Source organism: Ruegeria sp. AD91A (assembly GCF_003443535.1).
Lineage (GTDB): Bacteria > Pseudomonadota > Alphaproteobacteria > Rhodobacterales > Rhodobacteraceae > Ruegeria.
Window position 1 is genome coordinate 3,628,870 of record NZ_CP031946.1, and the last position, 18,140, is coordinate 3,647,009.

Here is an 18,140-nt window from a genome sequence, read left to right on the forward strand (position 1 = left end):
GGGGCAACCGATTATCGTCTGCCGAAGCGAAAGCTTTGATCTGGTGTGCCCACGAAGCATCGGGGCACCACCGGGTAATCCTCGGTCAGAAAATACGCATAGGTTCCTGACGGGTATTCTGCTGAAACGGTAAAGGCGCCGTTACATTGGTCCAAGTTGCCGTGACCCTGAACATAAGCGTAATCCTCGTTGAAGGTGCCGTCATGTCGCCCGTCCGGTGCATTGCCACCCGGACGGTTACCTGATTTCAGACGATAGGACGACGTCATTTCGGTCACTTTGCCCCCAACAACACCGGTCACAGCATAGATAGGGAAGCCATCTGCGGCGTAGCCGATCAACGGTGAGTGCTCGGACGGTGACCATCCCAGAAGTTCGACCTGCCCTGTCGGTACACCGTGATAGTGATACTTTCCGTTTGGCTGTACGTGGGCATGGTTGGCGTCCAGCCCCAAAGAAATGGCACCTCCCAACGCGTTGTAGGACCACCCGGAGCGGGGGTCGCCATGCCAGAACTCGGCCGCCAGCGGGTCAAACACAACCCCGTTGAGTGACACGCCAAAGTTCCACCCCATTTGCAACGGCGTGATTGCGCCTTTGGCTATGGGTTTCGCGGGCAATTTCAACCTAACCTTCTGCTGTTCGATCTGGTGCGGATTGCCTTGGTTTGGAAACGGACCAACCAGATGATCAGGAATGCCATTGCCCGTCACTTTGATTTTTCCGCTTCGTTCTTTCACCGAGGCGCTGCTTGTTCCGGGGTTTTCGGTCGCGGGCACCAACCTCAGCGGTTCTGCGGTCGTTTCGTCGTGATAGCGAAACCTGTGCTGTGCAGTTGCCACCGCAGCCACGGCGGAAAGGGCAAAGGCGGTGCCCCAAAAGATAGAAATTTTGCTCACGTGCCGACCCCTGTCTTGTGCTGATCATTAAAGATGACACGCAGCAGAAGCCTGGTTCCGTCGCTTTTTTGCTGCCAGAGCTGAAAAAGCCCGGCGATGGGGATCGCCGGGCTCTGAAAGAATGATCTGTTTTCGGGTCAGTCTGCCGTCAACAGAGGTGGTTTGTCTCCTGAAATGCGCCGTTGGTCCGGCCCAAGAATTTCAAGATCCAGTTCGCCCTTCTTGACCGAGACACGGACCACACCGCCCTTGGCCAGTTTGCCGAAAAGCAACTCCTCGGCCAGAGGCTTCTTGATGTGTTCCTGAATGACACGTCCCAGCGGGCGTGCACCCATCTTGTCGTCATATCCCTTGTCGGCCAGCCATTCGGCGGCTTTGGGCGTCAGATCGATGCTCACGCCGCGATCCAGCAGTTGCGCCTCAAGCTGTAGGACGAATTTCTCGACCACCTGCAAAATGACCTCTTTCGGCAGCGGTGCGAATGAGATCACGGCGTCCAGACGGTTCCGGAACTCCGGTGTGAACATGCGCTCGATCGCGGCCGTGTCTTCGCCTTCGCGCCGATCACGACCGAAGCCGATGGCGGCCTTGGCCTGCTCCTGCGCGCCCGCGTTCGAGGTCATGATCAGCACCACGTTGCGGAAGTTCACAGTGCGACCGTTGTGATCGGTCAGCTCGCCATGGTCCATCACCTGCAACAGGATGTTGAACACGTCCGGGTGGGCCTTTTCGATCTCGTCCAGCAGCAATACGCAGTGCGGATGCTGGTCGACACCGTCGGTCAGCAAACCACCCTGATCGAATCCGACATAGCCCGGAGGGGCACCGATCAGGCGACTGACCGCGTGCTTCTCCATGTATTCCGACATGTCGAACCGAAGAAGCTCCACACCCAGCGTATCCGCCAGCTGTTTCGCCACCTCGGTTTTACCGACCCCGGTAGGACCAGCGAACAGGTAGTTGCCGATCGGTTTCTCAGGTTCGCGCAGACCGGCACGGGCCAGTTTGATCGCGCTGGACAGCGCCTCGATGGCCAGGTTCTGGCCAAACACCACCCGTTTCAACGATGCTTCGAGGTCTTTCAGCACCAACGCATCATCCTTAGTAACGTTTTTGGGTGGAATACGCGCGATCTTGGCGACAACCGCCTCGATCTCTTTGACACCGATGGTCTTGCGCCGCTTACTTTCCGCGACCAGATGCTGCGCCGCGCCGGCCTCATCGATCACGTCGATGGCCTTGTCGGGCAGTTTGCGGTCGTTGATGTAACGCGCCGACAGCTCGACCGCCGTCTTGATGGCATCGGCGGTGTATTTAATGTCGTGATGTTCTTCGAAATAGGGCTTCAGCCCGCGCAATATCTTTACGCTGTCTTCCACCGAAGGCTCGTTCACGTCGATCTTCTGGAACCGGCGGCTAAGCGCGCGGTCCTTTTCGAAGTGTTGACGGAACTCCTTGTAGGTGGTCGAACCCATGGTGCGCAGCTTGCCGCCCTGAAGCGCAGGCTTCAGCAGGTTCGAGGCATCCATCGCACCGCCCGAGGTTGCTCCGGCACCGATCACGGTATGGATCTCGTCGATGAACAGTACCGCGTCAGGGTGATCCTCCAACTCGGTTACAACTGCTTTCAGGCGTTCTTCGAAATCACCGCGATAGCGGGTTCCGGCCAGCAGCGCACCCATGTCCAGCGAATAGATCGTGGTGTTTGCCAGCACGTCAGGGGCTTCGCCACAGACGATCTTGTGCGCAAGGCCTTCTGCGATGGCGGTCTTGCCTACACCCGGATCACCCACCAGCAATGGGTTGTTCTTGCGGCGGCGGCACAGCACCTGGATGCAGCGTTCCACCTCATCCGAGCGTCCGATCAGCGGATCGACATCGCCAGCTCGAGCCTTTGCGTTCAGATCCACGCAGTATTTTCCAAGCGCGCTTTCTTTCTGTTCGGTCTCACCGGATGTGGTCTGGGCGTCTTCTTCCACCTGATCCGCACCGGATACCGATCGGCTTTCGCCGTAGGCCGGATCTTTGGCAACGCCATGCGCGATGAAATTGACCGCGTCGTAACGGGTCATGTCCTGTTCCTGAAGGAAATAGGCGGCATTGCTTTCGCGTTCGGCGAAAATGGCGACCAGTACGTTGGCGCCGGTCACTTCGGTCCGGCCCGAGCTTTGTACGTGGATCGCAGCGCGCTGAATGACGCGCTGGAACGCTGCGGTGGGTACGGCTTCGGACCCGTCGATATCTGTGACCAGATTCGAAAGGTCTTCGTCGATGAACTCCACCAAAGTGCTGCGCAATTCGTCCAGATCGACACTGCACGCCTTCATGACGCGTACTGCATCGGGTTCTTCCAAGAGCGCCAGCAGCAAATGCTCCAGCGTTGCGAATTCATGGCGCCGTTCATTCGCAGCCGCCAGGGCCGCGTGGATGGCTTGTTCCAATGTGCTCGAGAATGAAGGCACGCGGGTGCTCCTCTGTCTTGGGTCAGGAGGGGGCGGTTTCTTGGCCGGAACCCCATCCCAACCATGTCCTCATACTATTAGAGTTTGGTTGATCGTGGCCCGGCTTCAAGGGTTTTCTTTCACTTGACAGTCACATTTGTTGTGACCGTGGCTCTGAAGAAGGGGAAATAGGCATCAGAACCGGTCTTTTCTACCCCGAATTTCTGCAAAAACGGCCTCAGGGTCGGCTCCAACCATGCCCAATTTCGTCTGAATCGCCGGATCGGCGGTCCTCAGGAACGGATTTGTGGCCTTTTCCAGGGCCAGAATGGTAGGAACAGTGGCTTTTCCGGCAGCACGCGCGCGGTCGATGTCGGCAATGCGATCTTTCAAGGCTTGGTTGTCGGGATCGACGGTAATCGCGAATTTGGCGTTGGATTGTGTATATTCATGCCCTGAACAGACCAAAGTGTCGTCCGGTAGGGCGGCCAGCTTGTTCAGAGAGGCCCACATTTGTGCGGGCGTGCCCTCGAACAGGCGCCCACAACCCAGCGCCATCAGGCTGTCGGCGGTGAACACGGCAGAACTCTGCGGCATGTAGAAAGCGATATGACCGTCCGTGTGCCCGGAAACGTCGAGAACCTGAACGTGTTCGCCGCCAATCTCGAAACTGTCTCCCTCGGTGACCTGCTGATCCAGCGGCGGCAGGCGATTTGCGTCAGCAGCGGCCCCGATGACCTTTGCCGGCTGTTTGGCCAATATTTCCGCCAGCCCGTCTACATGATCCCAGTGGTGATGGGTCAACAGCACATGTGACAGTGCCCATCCCCGGTCATCCAGCGCCTTCAGGATCGGTCCGGCCTCGGGCGCGTCGATCAGGGCGGTCTGGCCATTGACGGCGTCATGCGCCAGAAAGGCGTAATTGTCGCTCAGGCACGGGATTGTAACGATTTCAAGAGGCATGGCCTTTTGCCCTTTCATTGCTAGACTGCGCCCAGCTAAGCCGATTGACCGGATGTCCGCAATGCATCTTGATGTACAGGATCTGAGGAACTTCTATTACCGCAGCACACTGGGTCGTGCGGCGCAGGCGGCTATTCGCGGGCGTCTGATCGAGCTATGGCCCGAAGCAAAGGGCCAGACAGTGGCAGGATTCGGTTTCGCCGTGCCTTTGCTGCGCCCCTATCTGTCGGATGCGCGCCGGGTCATCGGGCTGATGCCGGGACCACAGGGCGTCATGCCATGGCCGGCGGGGATGCCCAATGTCTCGGTCCTGACCGAAGAAACCCTCTGGCCAATCGAGACCGGCCACGTGGACAAGCTTGTGGTGATGCATGGGCTGGAAACGTCGGAACGGCCAAATCAGTTGCTTGATGAATGCTGGCGCGTGCTGGGCCCTGGTGGCCGGGCCGTCTTCATCGTTCCCAACCGGGCGGGTCTGTGGTCACGGTCGGACAAGACCCCGTTCGGGTTTGGGCGCCCATACTCTGCAACTCAGCTGGAAAACCAGCTAAAGGAACATCACTTCCTGCCCGAGGCGCATTGTTCGGCTTTGTACATGCCTCCGTCATTTCGGCGATTCTGGTTGAAATCCGGCAGCCTGATCGAAAAGACCGGCCAGCGGATTCCGACGGTGATGGCAGGGGGGGTGCTGATGGTCGAAGTCAGCAAACATATTCGGCCGCCCAGCGGCAGCGTGACCAAGGATGCGGTCAAAAAACCGATCAAGGCGCTTGACGGTTTGCTAAAGCCCGCGTGACAATCGCGGGCTTTTCGGTGCGAAAAGTAGAGGAAAAAAAGTCACAGGAATCGCAAAAACTTGCATATTCGTAACATTTTTCAACTGGACCAATGTGTTCAAACCGTCGCACTTGGTGTAAGTTCATGAAAAATAACAATTTGTGGATAAATCTGTTACCGCTATAGCGTATTGCTTGGTTGGTTCGGCTCTGCTACATCCCCGGTGATTTTGATCCCCGCCCTTCAAGGACGGGGTTTCTTCACGCCCCCGGGGTAGCTGCCGCACGCGAATTCGGGGCCCAAAGTATCGGAAGGGTGGACGTGTCCGAACCAGCTTCGATTTCCACTGGCATCGCCGAGCGCTATGCCACTGCGATCTTCGAGATCGCAAACGAGAACAAAGACCTTGCAGGTCTGGAATCCGGCATCAATGATCTGGCAGCAGCGCTGGGCGAAAGCGCCGAACTGCGCGACCTGATCGCCTCGCCGCTGGTTTCCCGCGCTGAACAGGAAAGCGCGATCACTGCAATCGCAGACAAGATGGGTCTGAACGCCATCCTGCGCAACACGCTGGGTCTGATGGCGCAGAAGCGCCGCCTGTTCGTCGTGCCGCAACTGCTGCAGGTTCTGCGCGACATGCTGGCCGAAGAGCGCGGCGAAGTGACCGCAGATGTTGCGTCGGCCAAGGCGTTGACCAAGACCCAACTGGAAAAACTGTCCAAGACGCTGTCCGAGCGCGTGGGCAAGACCGTGACTATCAATTCGACCGTGGATGAAAGCCTCATCGGCGGTCTTGTCGTTAAAGTGGGCTCGAAGATGATCGACAGTTCGATCCGTTCGAAGCTGAACTCCCTACAGAATGCAATGAAAGAGGTCGGATAAATGGGAATCCAAGCTGCAGAGATTTCTGCAATCCTGAAGGACCAGATCAAGAATTTTGGTCAGGAAGCCGAAGTGGCCGAGATCGGTCGCGTGCTGAGCGTCGGTGACGGGATTGCCCGTGTATACGGTCTGGACAATGTGCAAGCCGGTGAGATGGTCGAATTCCCCGGCGGCATCATGGGCATGGCGCTGAACCTGGAAAGCGACAACGTCGGTGTCGTTATCTTCGGGTCTGACCGCGACATCAAAGAAGGTGACACCGTCAAGCGCACCAACTCGATCGTGGACGTTCCGATCGGTGACGAGCTGCTGGGTCGCGTTGTAGACGGACTGGGCAACCCGCTGGACGGCAAGGGCCCGATCAACACAACCAAGCGCGGCGTTGCTGACGTTAAAGCACCGGGCATCATCCCGCGTAAATCGGTTCACGAGCCGATGGCAACCGGCCTGAAGTCGGTTGACGCGATGATCCCGATTGGCCGTGGCCAGCGTGAGCTGATCATTGGTGACCGCCAGACCGGTAAAACTGCCGTTGCTCTGGACGCGATCCTGAACCAGAAAACCTACAACGAAGCTGCTGGCGACGACGAGTCGAAGAAGCTGTATTGTGTTTATGTCGCGATCGGCCAAAAGCGTTCGACCGTTGCGCAGCTGGTGAAGAAGCTGGAAGAATCCGGCGCGATTGAATACTCGATCGTCGTGGCCGCAACCGCGTCCGACCCGGCACCGATGCAGTTCCTTGCACCCTATGCCGCAACTGCGATGGCTGAATACTTCCGTGACAACGGCCGCCACGCGCTGATCATCTATGATGACCTGTCGAAACAGGCTGTGTCCTATCGTCAGATGTCGCTGCTGCTGCGCCGTCCGCCCGGACGTGAAGCCTATCCTGGTGACGTTTTCTATCTTCACTCCCGCCTGCTGGAGCGTTCGGCGAAGCTGAACGAGGACTTCGGTGCAGGTTCGCTGACTGCTCTGCCGGTCATCGAAACCCAGGGCGGTGACGTTTCTGCGTTTATTCCGACCAACGTGATCTCGATCACCGACGGTCAGATCTTTCTGGAAACCGAATTGTTCTATCAGGGTATCCGTCCTGCCGTGAACACCGGTCTATCGGTTTCGCGTGTGGGCTCTTCGGCTCAGACCAACTCGATGAAGTCGGTTGCCGGCCCGGTGAAACTGGAACTTGCTCAGTACCGCGAAATGGCTGCCTTTGCGCAGTTCGGTTCCGACCTTGACGCCGCGACCCAGCAGCTGCTGAACCGTGGCGCGCGTCTGACCGAGCTGATGAAACAGCCGCAGTACTCGCCGCTGACCAACGCGGAAATTGTTTGCGTCATCTTCGCTGGTACCAACGGTTATCTCGACAAGATCGAAGTATCGGACGTTGGCCGTTATGAGGCTGGCCTGCTGGCGCATCTGCGCGGCAAACACGCCGACCTGCTTGAATGGATCACCAACGACGATCCCAAGATCAAGGGCGATGCTTCCGATAGGATCAAGGCTGCGATTGACGAATACGCCGCAACCTTCGCTTAAGGGAGAGGCGGGCATATGCCAAATCTTAAGGACCTTAAAAACAGGATCGAGTCGGTCAAATCGACCCGCAAGATCACCAAGGCCATGCAGATGGTCGCGGCTGCAAAACTGCGCCGCGCCCAGGAATCTGCCGAAGCCTCGCGCCCCTATGCCGAGCGGTTCAATGCCGTGATGGCGGGGCTGGCGGCTTCGGTCGGAGGCAGCGACAGCGCCCCCAAGCTGCTCCGTGGTACGGGCAGTGATGATGTCCATCTGCTGGTTGTCATGACAGCTGAACGCGGCCTGTGTGGCGGCTTCAACTCGAACATCGCCAAGCTGGCCCGTGTCAAAGCGGAAGAGCTGCGCCTGAAGGGCAAAACGGTCAAGGTTCTGACCGTCGGCAAGAAAGGCCGCGACGCGCTCAAGCGTGATTTGGGTGATCTGTTCGTTGGACATGTGGACCTGAGCGAGGTCAAGCGTCTGGGGTATTCCAACGCACAGGACATCGCGAAGGACATCCTGTCCCGCTTCGACGGGGGTGAGTTCGACGTTGCCACGATCTTCTATTCGAAGTTCGTCAACGTCGTGACCCAGATCCCGACGGCACAGCAAATCATCCCTGCCTCGTTCGAGGACGATGCGTCGGGTGACGACAGCGGTGCCATCTTCGACTACGAGCCCAGCGAAGAGGCCATCCTGGCCGACTTGCTGCCCAAGGGGGTTGCAACAGCGATCTTCTCGGCTCTGCTTGAAAACGGAGCGTCAGAACAGGGTGCACGGATGTCCGCGATGGACAACGCGACACGCAACGCGGGTGAGATGATCGACAAGCTGACGATCCAGTTCAACCGTTCGCGTCAAGCCGTGATCACCAACGAGCTGATTGAAATTATTTCCGGCGCCGAAGCGCTGTAGAGACAAACCGGAGACGAAACATGGCGAATGCAAAAGGCAAAGTCACACAGATCATCGGGGCCGTCGTTGACGTGCATTTCGATGATCAGCTGCCTGAAATTCTGAACGCGCTGGAAACCACCAACAACGGCAAGCGCCTGGTGTTGGAAGTTGCTCAGCATTTGGGTGAAAACACCGTCCGCACCATCGCGATGGACGCGACCGAAGGTCTGGTCCGTGGCGAAGCAGTGACCGACACCGGCGCCCCAATCTCGGTACCGGTTGGTAACGCAACTCTGGGCCGCATCCTGAACGTTGTTGGTGATCCGATCGACGAGAAGGGCCCGGTTGAGGCAGCCGAAGTCCGGGCGATTCACCAGCCTGCGCCGAGCTTCGCAGAACAATCGACAGAGTCGGAAGTTCTGGTGACCGGCATCAAAGTTGTTGACTTGCTGGCCCCTTATGCGAAAGGCGGTAAGATCGGCCTTTTCGGCGGCGCCGGCGTTGGCAAGACCGTTCTGATCATGGAACTGATCAACAACATCGCAAAAGTGCACTCGGGTTTCTCTGTGTTCGCGGGTGTTGGTGAACGGACCCGTGAAGGGAACGACCTGTACCACGAGATGATCGAATCGAACGTTATCAAGCCGGACAACCTGTCGGAATCGCAGGTGGCCCTGGTTTACGGTCAGATGAACGAGCCTCCGGGTGCGCGTGCACGTGTTGCTCTGACCGGCCTGACCCTGGCCGAGCAGTTCCGCGACCAGTCCGGTACAGACGTTCTGTTCTTCGTCGACAATATCTTCCGCTTCACGCAGGCGGGCTCCGAGGTTTCGGCTCTGCTGGGTCGTATTCCTTCCGCTGTGGGCTACCAGCCGACGCTGGCCACTGACATGGGCGCCTTGCAGGAACGCATCACCTCGACCAAATCGGGCTCGATCACTTCGGTTCAGGCGATCTACGTGCCTGCGGACGACCTGACCGACCCTGCGCCGGCAACCTCGTTTGCTCACCTGGACGCGACCACCGTTCTTAACCGTGCGATCTCGGAAAAGGGTATCTACCCGGCCGTGGACCCGCTCGACTCGACCTCGCGTCTGCTCGATCCGGCCATCGTTGGTGAAGAGCACTACAAGGTTGCAACCGACGTTCAGCAGATCCTCCAGCGCTACAAGTCGCTGCAGGACATCATCGCCATCCTCGGCATGGACGAATTGTCGGAAGAAGACAAACTGACCGTGGCCCGTGCCCGTAAGATCGAACGTTTCCTGTCGCAGCCGTTCGACGTGGCCGAGGTCTTCACCGGCAGCCCTGGCGTTCAGGTTCCTCTGGATGTCACCATCTCGTCGTTCAAGGCCGTTGTGGCCGGCGAATACGATCACCTGCCCGAAGCGGCCTTCCTGATGGTTGGCGGTATCGACGACGTGATCGCCAAAGCGGAAAAGATGGCCGCAGAAGCCGCCTAAGGAGTATCCCTGATGGCAAACACGATGCAATTCGACCTCGTCAGCCCCGAGCGGAGCCTTGCTTCGCTCGCGGCCACCGCGGTCCAGATTCCCGGCGCGGACGGGGACATGACGGCAATGCCGGATCATGCCCCCACCATCACCACGCTGCGTCCCGGCCTGCTGAAGGTTGAGGCACCCGAAGGGTCCAGCGAATACCTGGTCACCGGTGGGTTTGCCCAGATCAACGGCGACAGTCTGTCGGTTCTGGCCGAAAAGGCCATCCCGGTGGATGAAGTGACCCGGGCGCATCTGGACGAGATGATCGAAGACGCCCGCGCCTCGCATGAGGCAGCAAAGGGTGGCGATGATCAGACCATCGTCGACGACGCAGCCAAGCTGCTGGCCGACATGGAAGCGCTTGGAACACATATGAGCCTGTAACGGGCCCACCTGTGAAAAATTTGAGCGGCCTCGCAATTGCGGGGCCGTTTTTTTGTCGTGCTTTTGCCGAAATGCCGGAGTAAGTTGCGGGAATTCAAGAATAATGATGATAAAAATGAAAAAATTCCTAACCCATCCCATTGGAATTGAGCAGGGTGAAGATGTCCTGTTTTCGGAATTTGCCGAAGGCGGCGAAATGTGGACCGGGCAGGGACCTCGTGAACGCCGCACACCCATTCGGTTCAAAGAAGCATTTCGAACCCCGCCCATGGTGCAGATCGGGATCTCGCTGTGGGATGTCGACACGTCTTCGGCGCTACGTGCCGAAGTTCAGGCCGAACATATCACAACCGAGGGCTTTGATGCAGTATTTCGGACCTGGTCCGACACGCGGATAGCTCGCATCCGCGCAAGCTGGACAGCGATAGGAGAGGTGGCGCACCCGGACGATTGGAATATTTCCTGATCCGGGTTCGCCGTGTTTCCAGGCGTTTGAGCGACAGCTTGGACTCAGTCTTCCTGCGCTTCGATCATGTCCACGCGCGTGGCGTGGCGGCCACCTTCGAATTCGGCACCCAGAAACGCGTCAACGATGTCCAGCGCCTGACCTTCACCGACAACCCGCGCGCCAATCGACAGCATGTTGGCATTGTTGTGCTGGCGGATCATGCGGGCCGAGAATGCGTCTGAACAAACGCCACAGCGAATGCCGGGCACTTTGTTTGCAGCCATCATGATACCCTGCCCAGTGCCGCAGAGGACAATACCCAAACTGCAATCGCCCGAGGCAACGGCCTGCGCCGCGGCCTTGCCGTGCTTGGGGTAATGGGTGCTTTCCGGGGTTGTCGGGCCGATATCAACCACGTCCCAACCTTGCTGCGCGATGTGGTTGGCCACGGACTGGCGCAGCTCGATTGCCGCGTGATCGCTGGAAAGAACAATGCGTTTGTTGGCAGTCATGGAGATTATTCCACTTGTGTCACCGATTGCGCCCCAAGGTCAGATATGCGCGCAATCGGCATTTCAGAAATCAAGGGGTGACACCTTCGGCCGCCCCCTATTGCTCAATCCATCTGATACATGGATTCGTAGATCGGTGTCAGCGTCTTGTCTTCGAACAGCGAAGACACACTGGTTCCGTTCCAGATGTTCAGGATCGCCTGGGTGAAGATTGGCGCAGTCGGAACGATGCGGATATTCTTTGCCTTCAATATTTCTTTGGTCGGCTGGATCGTATCGGTCAGCACCAGTGACTTCATGACCGAGTTCGTCACCCTTTCGACCGCAGGGCCGCTCATGACGCCGTGCGTGATGTAGGAGTGAACTTCCTTGGCGCCATTGTCCAACAGGACCTGCGCGGCCTTGCAAAGCGTTCCGGCGGTGTCACACATATCGTCGACGATCAGGCAGATCTTGTCCTTCACATCCCCGATAACGGTCATTTCAGCGACTTCGCCTGCTTTCTCGCGCCGCTTGTCAACGATCGACAAGGGGGCATTGATGCGCTTGGCCAGTTCACGTGCGCGGGCCACACCGCCCACGTCGGGTGAAACCACCATGATCTCATCCAGATTGTCCTTGAACTGGTTTTTGACATCCAGGGCAAAGATCGGCGAGGCGTACAGGTTGTCGACGGGCATATCGAAAAAGCCCTGAATCTGCGCGGCATGAAGATCCATCGTCAGAATCCGCTCGATCCCTGCGCCGGTCAGCATATTGGCCACCAGCTTGGCGCTGATGGGTGTGCGGGCCTTGGTGCGGCGATCCTGGCGGGCATAGCCGAAATACGGGATCACGGCGGTGATCCGCTGTGCCGACGAACGGCGCAGCGCGTCGGCGATGATCAGCAGCTCCATCAGGTTGTCATTGGCCGGGTTCGAGGTCGGCTGGATAATGAACATATCCTCGCCGCGTACGTTCTCGAACACTTCGACGAAGATCTCTCCGTCATTGAAACGTTCGACGCGCGCATCGACCAAACCCTGGTCAACACCTCGATAAAGGCTCATGCGGCGTGCGATGGTTTTGGCAAGAGGAAGGTTGGCGTTCCCAGCGATAAGCTTGGGTTCGTGAAGTGTCGGCATCGGCTGAGGTCCCCGGGCAGCAATGGCAATGTGACAGATTCGTGATGTTGACACCGCTTAGCATGGCCTTACGGTCCCGCAAAGGTAACGCAGCGGAGAAAGTGAACATGACCCAGATTGACTACTTTTTTGCGACAATTTCGCCCTATAGCTACCTGGCTGGAAACCGGCTGGAAGAGATTGCGGCGAAACATGACGCATCGATCAGCTACAAACCGCTGGACATCATGGCCCTGTTCGCACGCACCGGGGGTACGCCGCCAAAAGACCGTCATATCTCGCGCATCGAATACCGCGCTCAGGAATTGCTGCGCCAATCGAAGAATCTGGGGATGGAGTTCAACCTGCAACCGGCGCACTGGCCGACCAACATGGCGCCGTCTTCTTATGCGATCATCGCGGCGATCAGCGATGGTTCGGGCGACGTTGGCAAGTTGTGCCAGTTGATCCTGCGCGCCTGCTGGGCCGAAGAAAAGGACGTCGCTCAGGATGATGTGATCCGGGACTGCCTGGCAACTGCCGGGTTTGATCCTGAACTGGCCAACAGTGGACTGCTGGTCGGGGCCGAAACCTATGCCGCCAATTTGGAAGAAGCCGTGGATCGCGGCGTGTTCGGCGCGCCGTTCTACATCACGCCGGACGGTCAACGCTTCTGGGGGCAGGATCGCCTGGACGATCTGGATCGGCATCTGTCGGAGATGAAAGGGTGACAGCCCCGACGGCGATGCAATCCGTCTTCGTCAGACAATTGGGCGAAGGAGGGCGCAACTTGCTTGCCCTTCATTGCACCATTGCGCATTCCGGCGCGTGGTCTGGCCTGTCCAAGGCATTGGATGGCAGCGCGTCCCTTGTTGCACCGGATATGCTGTCTCATGGGCGCAGTCCGGATTGGGACGGTCAGAGCGACTTCTTTGATGCGGTGACAGGGCTGGCAGCGGTCGAGTTGACCAAGCCCATGGATATAGTTGGTCATTCCTTTGGGGCGATCGTTGCGCTCAGACTGGCCATGGAGCATCCGGACCTTGTTCGAAGCTTGACCCTGATCGAGCCCGTGTTCTTTGCTGTGGCAAAACAGGACGCGCCTGATTTGTACGATCAGCACCTGCGAGAGTCACAACCGATTGAAGCAGCGTTCCAAGCAGGCGACGAATCGCTGGCCGCGCGGTTGTTCAACCGGATGTGGAGCACCGGTATCGGCCCAAAATGGCCTGACCTGCCAGAACGGACGCGCGCCGGCATGGTGCGCGGGATTCATGTTGTTCCTGCGTCTTATCCCGTTCTGTACGATGACCAGGCCGGGTTGCTTGACCCCGATAAATGCAAGCGAATATCGATGCCAACCCTGTTGCTGAGCGGATCAAAGACCCACCCGACGATCCCCGCAATCTGTGATGGATTGCAGCGCCGTCTGCCGAACGCACGCCATGAGGTCATTCAAGGTGCGGGGCACATGCTGCCCATTTCGCACCCCCTTGAAACCAGCGTACTGCTTCAGGAGCTCTGGAAAGCTGGCCACTGGACGGGTGTTACAACAGGCTGAGAAACTGATCGATCTCGGCTTTCCCGATCGACCAGTCGCAGACCAGTCTGCATGCAAGGCTTTCGTCGTCATCGCCACCTTCCAGCTCGTCCCCCCAGAGGTGATAGATTGCCCCGGCTTCATGCAGCTGTTTGTGCTTCGCGCGTGAAAAAGCGGCAAAGATCATATTGGCCTGCGGCTCGTGCAAGAACTCGGCACCTTTTGCAAGCAGGCCGTCGGCCAGCCGGGCACAATTTGCATTCGCCTGACGCGCCAACTTCAGCCACAGATCATCCTTAAGATAGGCCGCCATCTGAGCGGACAGGTAGCGATGCTTGGAAAACAGATGCGCCCCGCGTTTGCGCCGCAGCTCGAATTCCCAGGCTGTGCTCTCATCAAAGAACACCACCGCTTCAACGCCCATCAGCCCGTTTTTCGTGCCGCCAAAGCTGACCGCGTCCACCCCGGCTTTCCATGTCATGTCAGCCGGAGAGCAGTTCAGAGCAACCAGAGCATTGGTGAACCGGGCACCATCCAGATGGACGGGCAAGCCATATTCCTTTGCGACCCCACACAGCGACTGCAATTCCTCCAGAGAATAGACCGATCCGCGCTCGGTGACCTGAGTGATCGACACTGGCCCGCGCTGCGGCCCGTGTACCCCGCGGGTTTCTTCGCCCAGGATGGACCCGCGCAACGCGTCCGGTGACATCTTGTCGCCGCCGGGAACAAGGGTCAGCTTGGCCCCGGTGTAAAACTCGGGCGCGTTGCACTCGTCTTCGTGGATATGGGCAACCGGAGAACAGAAGATCGTTTCCCAAGGGTTAGACAATGTGGCAAGGGCCAGCGAATTTGCCGCTGTCCCCGTTGCCACGAGATAGACAGCAGCCCCCGGCGCTTCAAAGATGCTGCGAATGCGGTCCCGCACCTCGTTCATCATCGTGTCGGCGCCATAGGCCATCTGGTAGCCCTGATTGGCCTCGGCCAGTTTCGCCATGACCTGTGGGTGAACCGGCCCGGAATTGTCGGATGCGAAATACATCAGCTTGGCTCCTCGATAATATAGTCTTCCCACTCTTCCAAAGGGGTTTCGAACTCGGACACCGTGCGCCCTTGAACTGAAACGCCTGCGGCGTGCACGCTGTCCGGCGTACCAGATATCAAAGGGTGCCAGTCGTAAAGCGTTTTGCCTTCCCACAGCAGCCGATACGCGCAGGTTTGCGGCAACCAGTAGGCGTGTTCGTCAATGTTGTCGGGTGTCATGACGATGCATTCAGGAACGAATTGATGCCGGATGTCGTATTGCGTGCAGCGGCAGCTTTCATCATCCAGAAGGCGGCAGGCGACACAGGTCAGGGCAACTTCGCCCGAATCTTCATCTTCCAGCTTGTTGAGGCAACACTTGCCGCAGCCGTCACACAGGGCCTCCCACTCGCGTTGGTTCATCTTGCGCAGGGGTTTACGCTCCCAGAACCGGGCGGGCAGGCCGGTGCGTTCAATCGGATCAGCGTTCATAGGGCGGCCAGAATGCCCTGGGCCTGTTCGCAATCGGCATTCATCTGCGCGATCAGACCATCCAGCCCGTCAAATGTCATTTCAGGGCGCAGGAATTCAATCAGCCCCACCGACAAGGTTGCCCCGTACAGATCGCCGGAAAAGTCGAACAGGAAGGTTTCAATGTTTGGCACTTCACCATGGAACATCGGGCGCACCCCAACCGAGGCCGCGCCGTGATAACTGCCCTGATGCGGGCCATCCAGCACGTCGACCAATACGGCGTAGACGCCAAATTTTGGCGGATGGAGCCCTTCGATGGACATGTTCGCGGTAGGAAAACCCAGTTCCCGCCCGCGCTGCTCACCGCCGATCACTTCGCCTTCGATTCTGTGCCAATGGCCCAGCATCGCAGCTGCATCCCTTGGGCGACCCTCACTCAGTGCGGTTCGGATGGCGGTCGACGAGACCACGTTCTCGGACCGCTGCATCAAAGGTGCAATCGTCACGCCAAATCCCATCTCTTGCCCAAACCGCACCAGATCGTCAGCGGTGCCGCTGCGGCCCTTGCCAAAACAGAAATCGGCACCAACCACGACATGGGACAGACCCAACCCGTCACAAATCACGTTGCGGGCGAATTCATTGGGGGAAAGCCCGGCCAGCGCCGCGTTGAACGGCAGCTCATACAGTTTCTTCACACCCAGCTTCTCAAGCCGGTGCGCCCGCGCATTGCCGCGCATCAGGCGGAACGGAGGAGAATCCGGCGCGAAATACTCACGTGGATGCGGCTCGAAGGTCATGACACCCAGTGGCGCATCCGGGGCCGCGTCGCGGGCCAGTTCGATGACTGACTGGTGCCCCACGTGGACGCCATCAAAATTCCCGATCGCAACGCTGGCGCCGCGATCTTCTGGCTCGACAAACTGGAAATCCCGGATGATCTGCATAGACGATTGCGTAGCGTTGCGTTGCCATTTGTTCAAGCGGCAGTTTGAATTCAAAGCATGCGTCCTTGCGAAACAAACCAAAACCCTTCGTCAGATCTGATGACACGCAGGGTATCCCCGGAAGGCTGTGCGACATTCGGTCAACTGCTTGATCGAAAAAAGGCTCTGAGTGTAGACTGCACTTCCGGCCCTCGAAACACGCTGCGTGCCGGACGATGGCCCGGCCAGGTTCAAATGAACCCAGCACAGGAGGCAGACCCATGTATCGATTGCGATTGTTCGCGATTCGCAATGCCCGTGCATTCGAATGGATTTACAAATGTGTCGAACGGGGCATGGTCGCGATGGACCCGGTCTTTGCAAAGATCGGCCACAATCGCGTTGAACGCCCTATTGCGTTGGTCGAAAAAGGTGTCAAAAGCCTTTTGTTTGATTGCAAGATGTGCGGGCAATGCGTTTTGTCTTCGACGGGTATGTCCTGCCCGATGAACTGCCCCAAGCAACTGCGCAACGGCCCGTGTGGCGGTGTGCGTCCCGGTGAGTTCTGTGAGGTCAAACCCGACATGAAATGTGTCTGGGCCTTGGCTTGGGATGGGGCCAGCCGTATGCGACACGGGGGCGACAAGATAAAAGAGGTCCTTCCGCCCGTGGAACACACGTTGAAGGGGTCGTCATCCTGGTTGCGGGTCAGCCGCGAGATTGCAGCACAGGAACGCGAGGCCCGGGACGCTGCACGCGAAACGCTTGCGCAGGCATTCCCGGAGGCGCGCGAGAATGAACCCTCCGCGGCACCTCTGGCCGCTGAACCCCCCAATGCGGTGAACCGGGAGCTGAAGAAATGAATGGTGCCCATCGCAGCGAGGTCGAGCCGATCGGCTATGTGCCTGTTCCCGAAGGCTATGTATCGCACAGCCGACTGGAAAGAGTTTTGCGCTCGGGTCGTTTTGCCGTGACCGCGGAACTGAACCCACCAGACAGTGCTGACCCCGAGGATGTTTTTCAGGCGGCACAGCCGCTGGGTGAAGTGGCGGACGCGATCAATGCAACCGATGCGTCTGGTGCCAACTGCCACATGTCTTCGATAGGGATCTGTGCCTTATTGACCCGCGCGGGGTATTCTCCGGTCTATCAGATTTCCTGCCGAGACCGGAACCGGATCGCCATTCAGGGTGATGTTCTGGGGGCCGCGGCGCTGGGCGTCAGCAACGTGTTGTGCCTGACGGGCGACGGTGTCGGGGTTGGGGATCAACCGGGGGCAAAACCGGTGTTCGACTTCGATTCCCTGACCTTGCTGCGTACGATCCGAACGATGCGCGATCAAGGAAAGTTCCTGTCTGGGCGCAAGATCACGCGTCCCCCTCAACTGTTTTTGGGAGCAGCGGAAAACCCCTGTATACCGCCCTATGACTGGCGTCCGGAACGTCTTGCAAAGAAGGTTGAGGCCGGGGCCGAGTTTATTCAGACCAACTATATCTACGACATTCCGCTTTTTGAAAGGTTCATGGGTCGGGTGCGGGATGCCGGTCTGGACGAAAAAGTATTCATCATCGCTGGCGTGGGTCCCATTGCTTCGGCGCGCGCGGCTCGATGGATGCGCAGCAATGTGCCCGGAATTCACATTCCGGATCATGTCATCGAGCGGATGGAGAAAGCCGAAAAGCCCGCTGAAGAGGGAAAGAAGATCTGTATCGAACTGATCCAGCAGATCCGGGACATCGCCGGTGTTTCCGGGGTTCACGTGATGGCCTACAGGCGTGAACACGTGGTGTCGGAAATCATTCTGGAATCAGGTGCGCTGAAGGGACGAAAACGAACCCGTTCCTCTTGACG

Annotated in this window: 19 protein-coding genes; 11 read left to right on the plus strand and 8 right to left on the minus strand. The window is 58.3% G+C overall.

Features of this window, described 5'->3' with window-relative positions; translation table 11 throughout:
* Positions 1 to 11: 11 nt before the first annotated feature.
* From D1823_RS18275 to gloB, 3 genes are all read right to left on the minus strand, one after another.
* Positions 12 to 899 carry a YHYH protein gene (locus D1823_RS18275; protein WP_117872482.1) on the minus strand — a complete coding sequence of 296 codons (888 nt, stop codon included), beginning with the start codon at positions 897 to 899 and terminating at the stop codon, positions 12 to 14.
* A gap of 137 nt (positions 900 to 1,036) precedes the next feature.
* Complete coding sequence (clpA, locus tag D1823_RS18280) at positions 1,037 to 3,361, minus strand: ATP-dependent Clp protease ATP-binding subunit ClpA (protein WP_117872484.1); 2,325 nt, start codon at positions 3,359 to 3,361, stop codon at positions 1,037 to 1,039.
* Positions 3,362 to 3,535: 174 nt separating this feature from the next.
* Entirely contained in the window at positions 3,536 to 4,303 is a 768-nt protein-coding gene (gene gloB, locus D1823_RS18285) for a hydroxyacylglutathione hydrolase (RefSeq protein WP_205511878.1), read from the minus strand.
* Between the two features lie 61 nt (positions 4,304 to 4,364).
* Here gloB and D1823_RS18290 point away from each other — a divergent pair, with 61 nt between their 5' ends.
* The 7 genes from D1823_RS18290 (at position 4,365) to D1823_RS18320 (ending at position 10,729) form a co-directional block, all read left to right on the plus strand.
* Entirely contained in the window at positions 4,365 to 5,099 is a 735-nt protein-coding gene (locus tag D1823_RS18290) for a class I SAM-dependent methyltransferase (RefSeq protein WP_117872983.1), read from the plus strand.
* A 302-nt stretch (positions 5,100 to 5,401) separates the two neighbouring features.
* Positions 5,402 to 5,962 (plus strand): F0F1 ATP synthase subunit delta, encoded by a 561-nt coding sequence (locus D1823_RS18295; RefSeq protein ID WP_117872488.1) that lies wholly within the window; start codon positions 5,402 to 5,404, stop codon positions 5,960 to 5,962.
* Positions 5,963 to 7,501: a F0F1 ATP synthase subunit alpha gene (gene atpA / locus D1823_RS18300; RefSeq protein WP_117872491.1), complete on the plus strand. Its 1,539-nt coding sequence runs from the start codon at positions 5,963 to 5,965 to the stop codon at positions 7,499 to 7,501.
* 15 nt (positions 7,502 to 7,516) lie between these two features.
* Complete coding sequence (locus D1823_RS18305; protein WP_117872493.1) at positions 7,517 to 8,395, plus strand: F0F1 ATP synthase subunit gamma; 879 nt, start codon at positions 7,517 to 7,519, stop codon at positions 8,393 to 8,395.
* Between the two features lie 20 nt (positions 8,396 to 8,415).
* Positions 8,416 to 9,840 (plus strand): F0F1 ATP synthase subunit beta, encoded by a 1,425-nt coding sequence (gene atpD, locus D1823_RS18310; protein WP_117872495.1) that lies wholly within the window; start codon positions 8,416 to 8,418, stop codon positions 9,838 to 9,840.
* A 12-nt stretch (positions 9,841 to 9,852) separates the two neighbouring features.
* A complete protein-coding gene (locus D1823_RS18315; RefSeq protein ID WP_117872496.1) occupies positions 9,853 to 10,263 on the plus strand; it encodes a F0F1 ATP synthase subunit epsilon in 411 nt (136 codons plus the stop codon).
* A 115-nt stretch (positions 10,264 to 10,378) separates the two neighbouring features.
* Positions 10,379 to 10,729: an H-type lectin domain-containing protein gene (locus D1823_RS18320; protein ID WP_117872984.1), complete on the plus strand. Its 351-nt coding sequence runs from the start codon at positions 10,379 to 10,381 to the stop codon at positions 10,727 to 10,729.
* A 44-nt stretch (positions 10,730 to 10,773) separates the two neighbouring features.
* Here D1823_RS18320 and rpiB read toward each other — a convergent pair whose 3' ends face one another.
* On the minus strand, positions 10,774 to 11,223 hold the full coding sequence (rpiB, locus tag D1823_RS18325; protein WP_117872498.1) for a ribose 5-phosphate isomerase B: 450 nt from the start codon (positions 11,221 to 11,223) through the stop codon (positions 10,774 to 10,776).
* A gap of 104 nt (positions 11,224 to 11,327) precedes the next feature.
* Positions 11,328 to 12,347 (minus strand): ribose-phosphate pyrophosphokinase, encoded by a 1,020-nt coding sequence (locus D1823_RS18330; protein ID WP_117872500.1) that lies wholly within the window; start codon positions 12,345 to 12,347, stop codon positions 11,328 to 11,330.
* Positions 12,348 to 12,454: 107 nt separating this feature from the next.
* Between D1823_RS18330 and D1823_RS18335 the strand changes: the two genes are divergently transcribed.
* Both D1823_RS18335 and D1823_RS18340 read left to right on the plus strand, forming a co-directional pair.
* The gene (locus tag D1823_RS18335; RefSeq protein WP_117872503.1) at positions 12,455 to 13,057 is read left to right on the plus strand and encodes a 2-hydroxychromene-2-carboxylate isomerase; all 603 of its coding nucleotides are present in this window, start codon (positions 12,455 to 12,457) and stop codon (positions 13,055 to 13,057) included.
* Positions 13,054 to 13,887, plus strand: a complete 834-nt coding sequence (locus D1823_RS18340) for an alpha/beta fold hydrolase (RefSeq protein WP_254683761.1) — start codon at positions 13,054 to 13,056, stop codon at positions 13,885 to 13,887. The genes D1823_RS18335 and D1823_RS18340 overlap by 4 nt, the downstream gene beginning before the upstream one ends.
* On the opposite strand, the gene D1823_RS18345 is transcribed toward D1823_RS18340, so the two are convergent.
* The 3 genes from D1823_RS18345 to D1823_RS18355 are packed head-to-tail and all read right to left on the minus strand — an operon-like array spanning position 13,874 to position 16,310.
* The gene (locus D1823_RS18345) at positions 13,874 to 14,908 is read right to left on the minus strand and encodes a low specificity L-threonine aldolase (protein WP_117872507.1); all 1,035 of its coding nucleotides are present in this window, start codon (positions 14,906 to 14,908) and stop codon (positions 13,874 to 13,876) included. The genes D1823_RS18340 and D1823_RS18345 overlap by 14 nt on opposite strands.
* Positions 14,908 to 15,381, minus strand: a complete 474-nt coding sequence (locus D1823_RS18350) for a YcgN family cysteine cluster protein (RefSeq protein WP_117872509.1) — start codon at positions 15,379 to 15,381, stop codon at positions 14,908 to 14,910. Before D1823_RS18350 ends, D1823_RS18345 begins: the two co-directional genes overlap by 1 nt.
* The gene (locus D1823_RS18355; RefSeq protein ID WP_117872511.1) at positions 15,378 to 16,310 is read right to left on the minus strand and encodes a bifunctional riboflavin kinase/FAD synthetase; all 933 of its coding nucleotides are present in this window, start codon (positions 16,308 to 16,310) and stop codon (positions 15,378 to 15,380) included. Before D1823_RS18355 ends, D1823_RS18350 begins: the two co-directional genes overlap by 4 nt.
* Positions 16,311 to 16,570: 260 nt before the next feature.
* Between D1823_RS18355 and D1823_RS18360 the strand changes: the two genes are divergently transcribed.
* Complete coding sequence (locus D1823_RS18360; RefSeq protein ID WP_117872513.1) at positions 16,571 to 17,152, plus strand: methylenetetrahydrofolate reductase C-terminal domain-containing protein; 582 nt, start codon at positions 16,571 to 16,573, stop codon at positions 17,150 to 17,152.
* Positions 17,149 to 18,138: a methylenetetrahydrofolate reductase gene (locus D1823_RS18365; protein WP_117872515.1), complete on the plus strand. Its 990-nt coding sequence runs from the start codon at positions 17,149 to 17,151 to the stop codon at positions 18,136 to 18,138. Before D1823_RS18360 ends, D1823_RS18365 begins: the two co-directional genes overlap by 4 nt.
* Positions 18,139 to 18,140 lie beyond the last annotated feature (2 nt).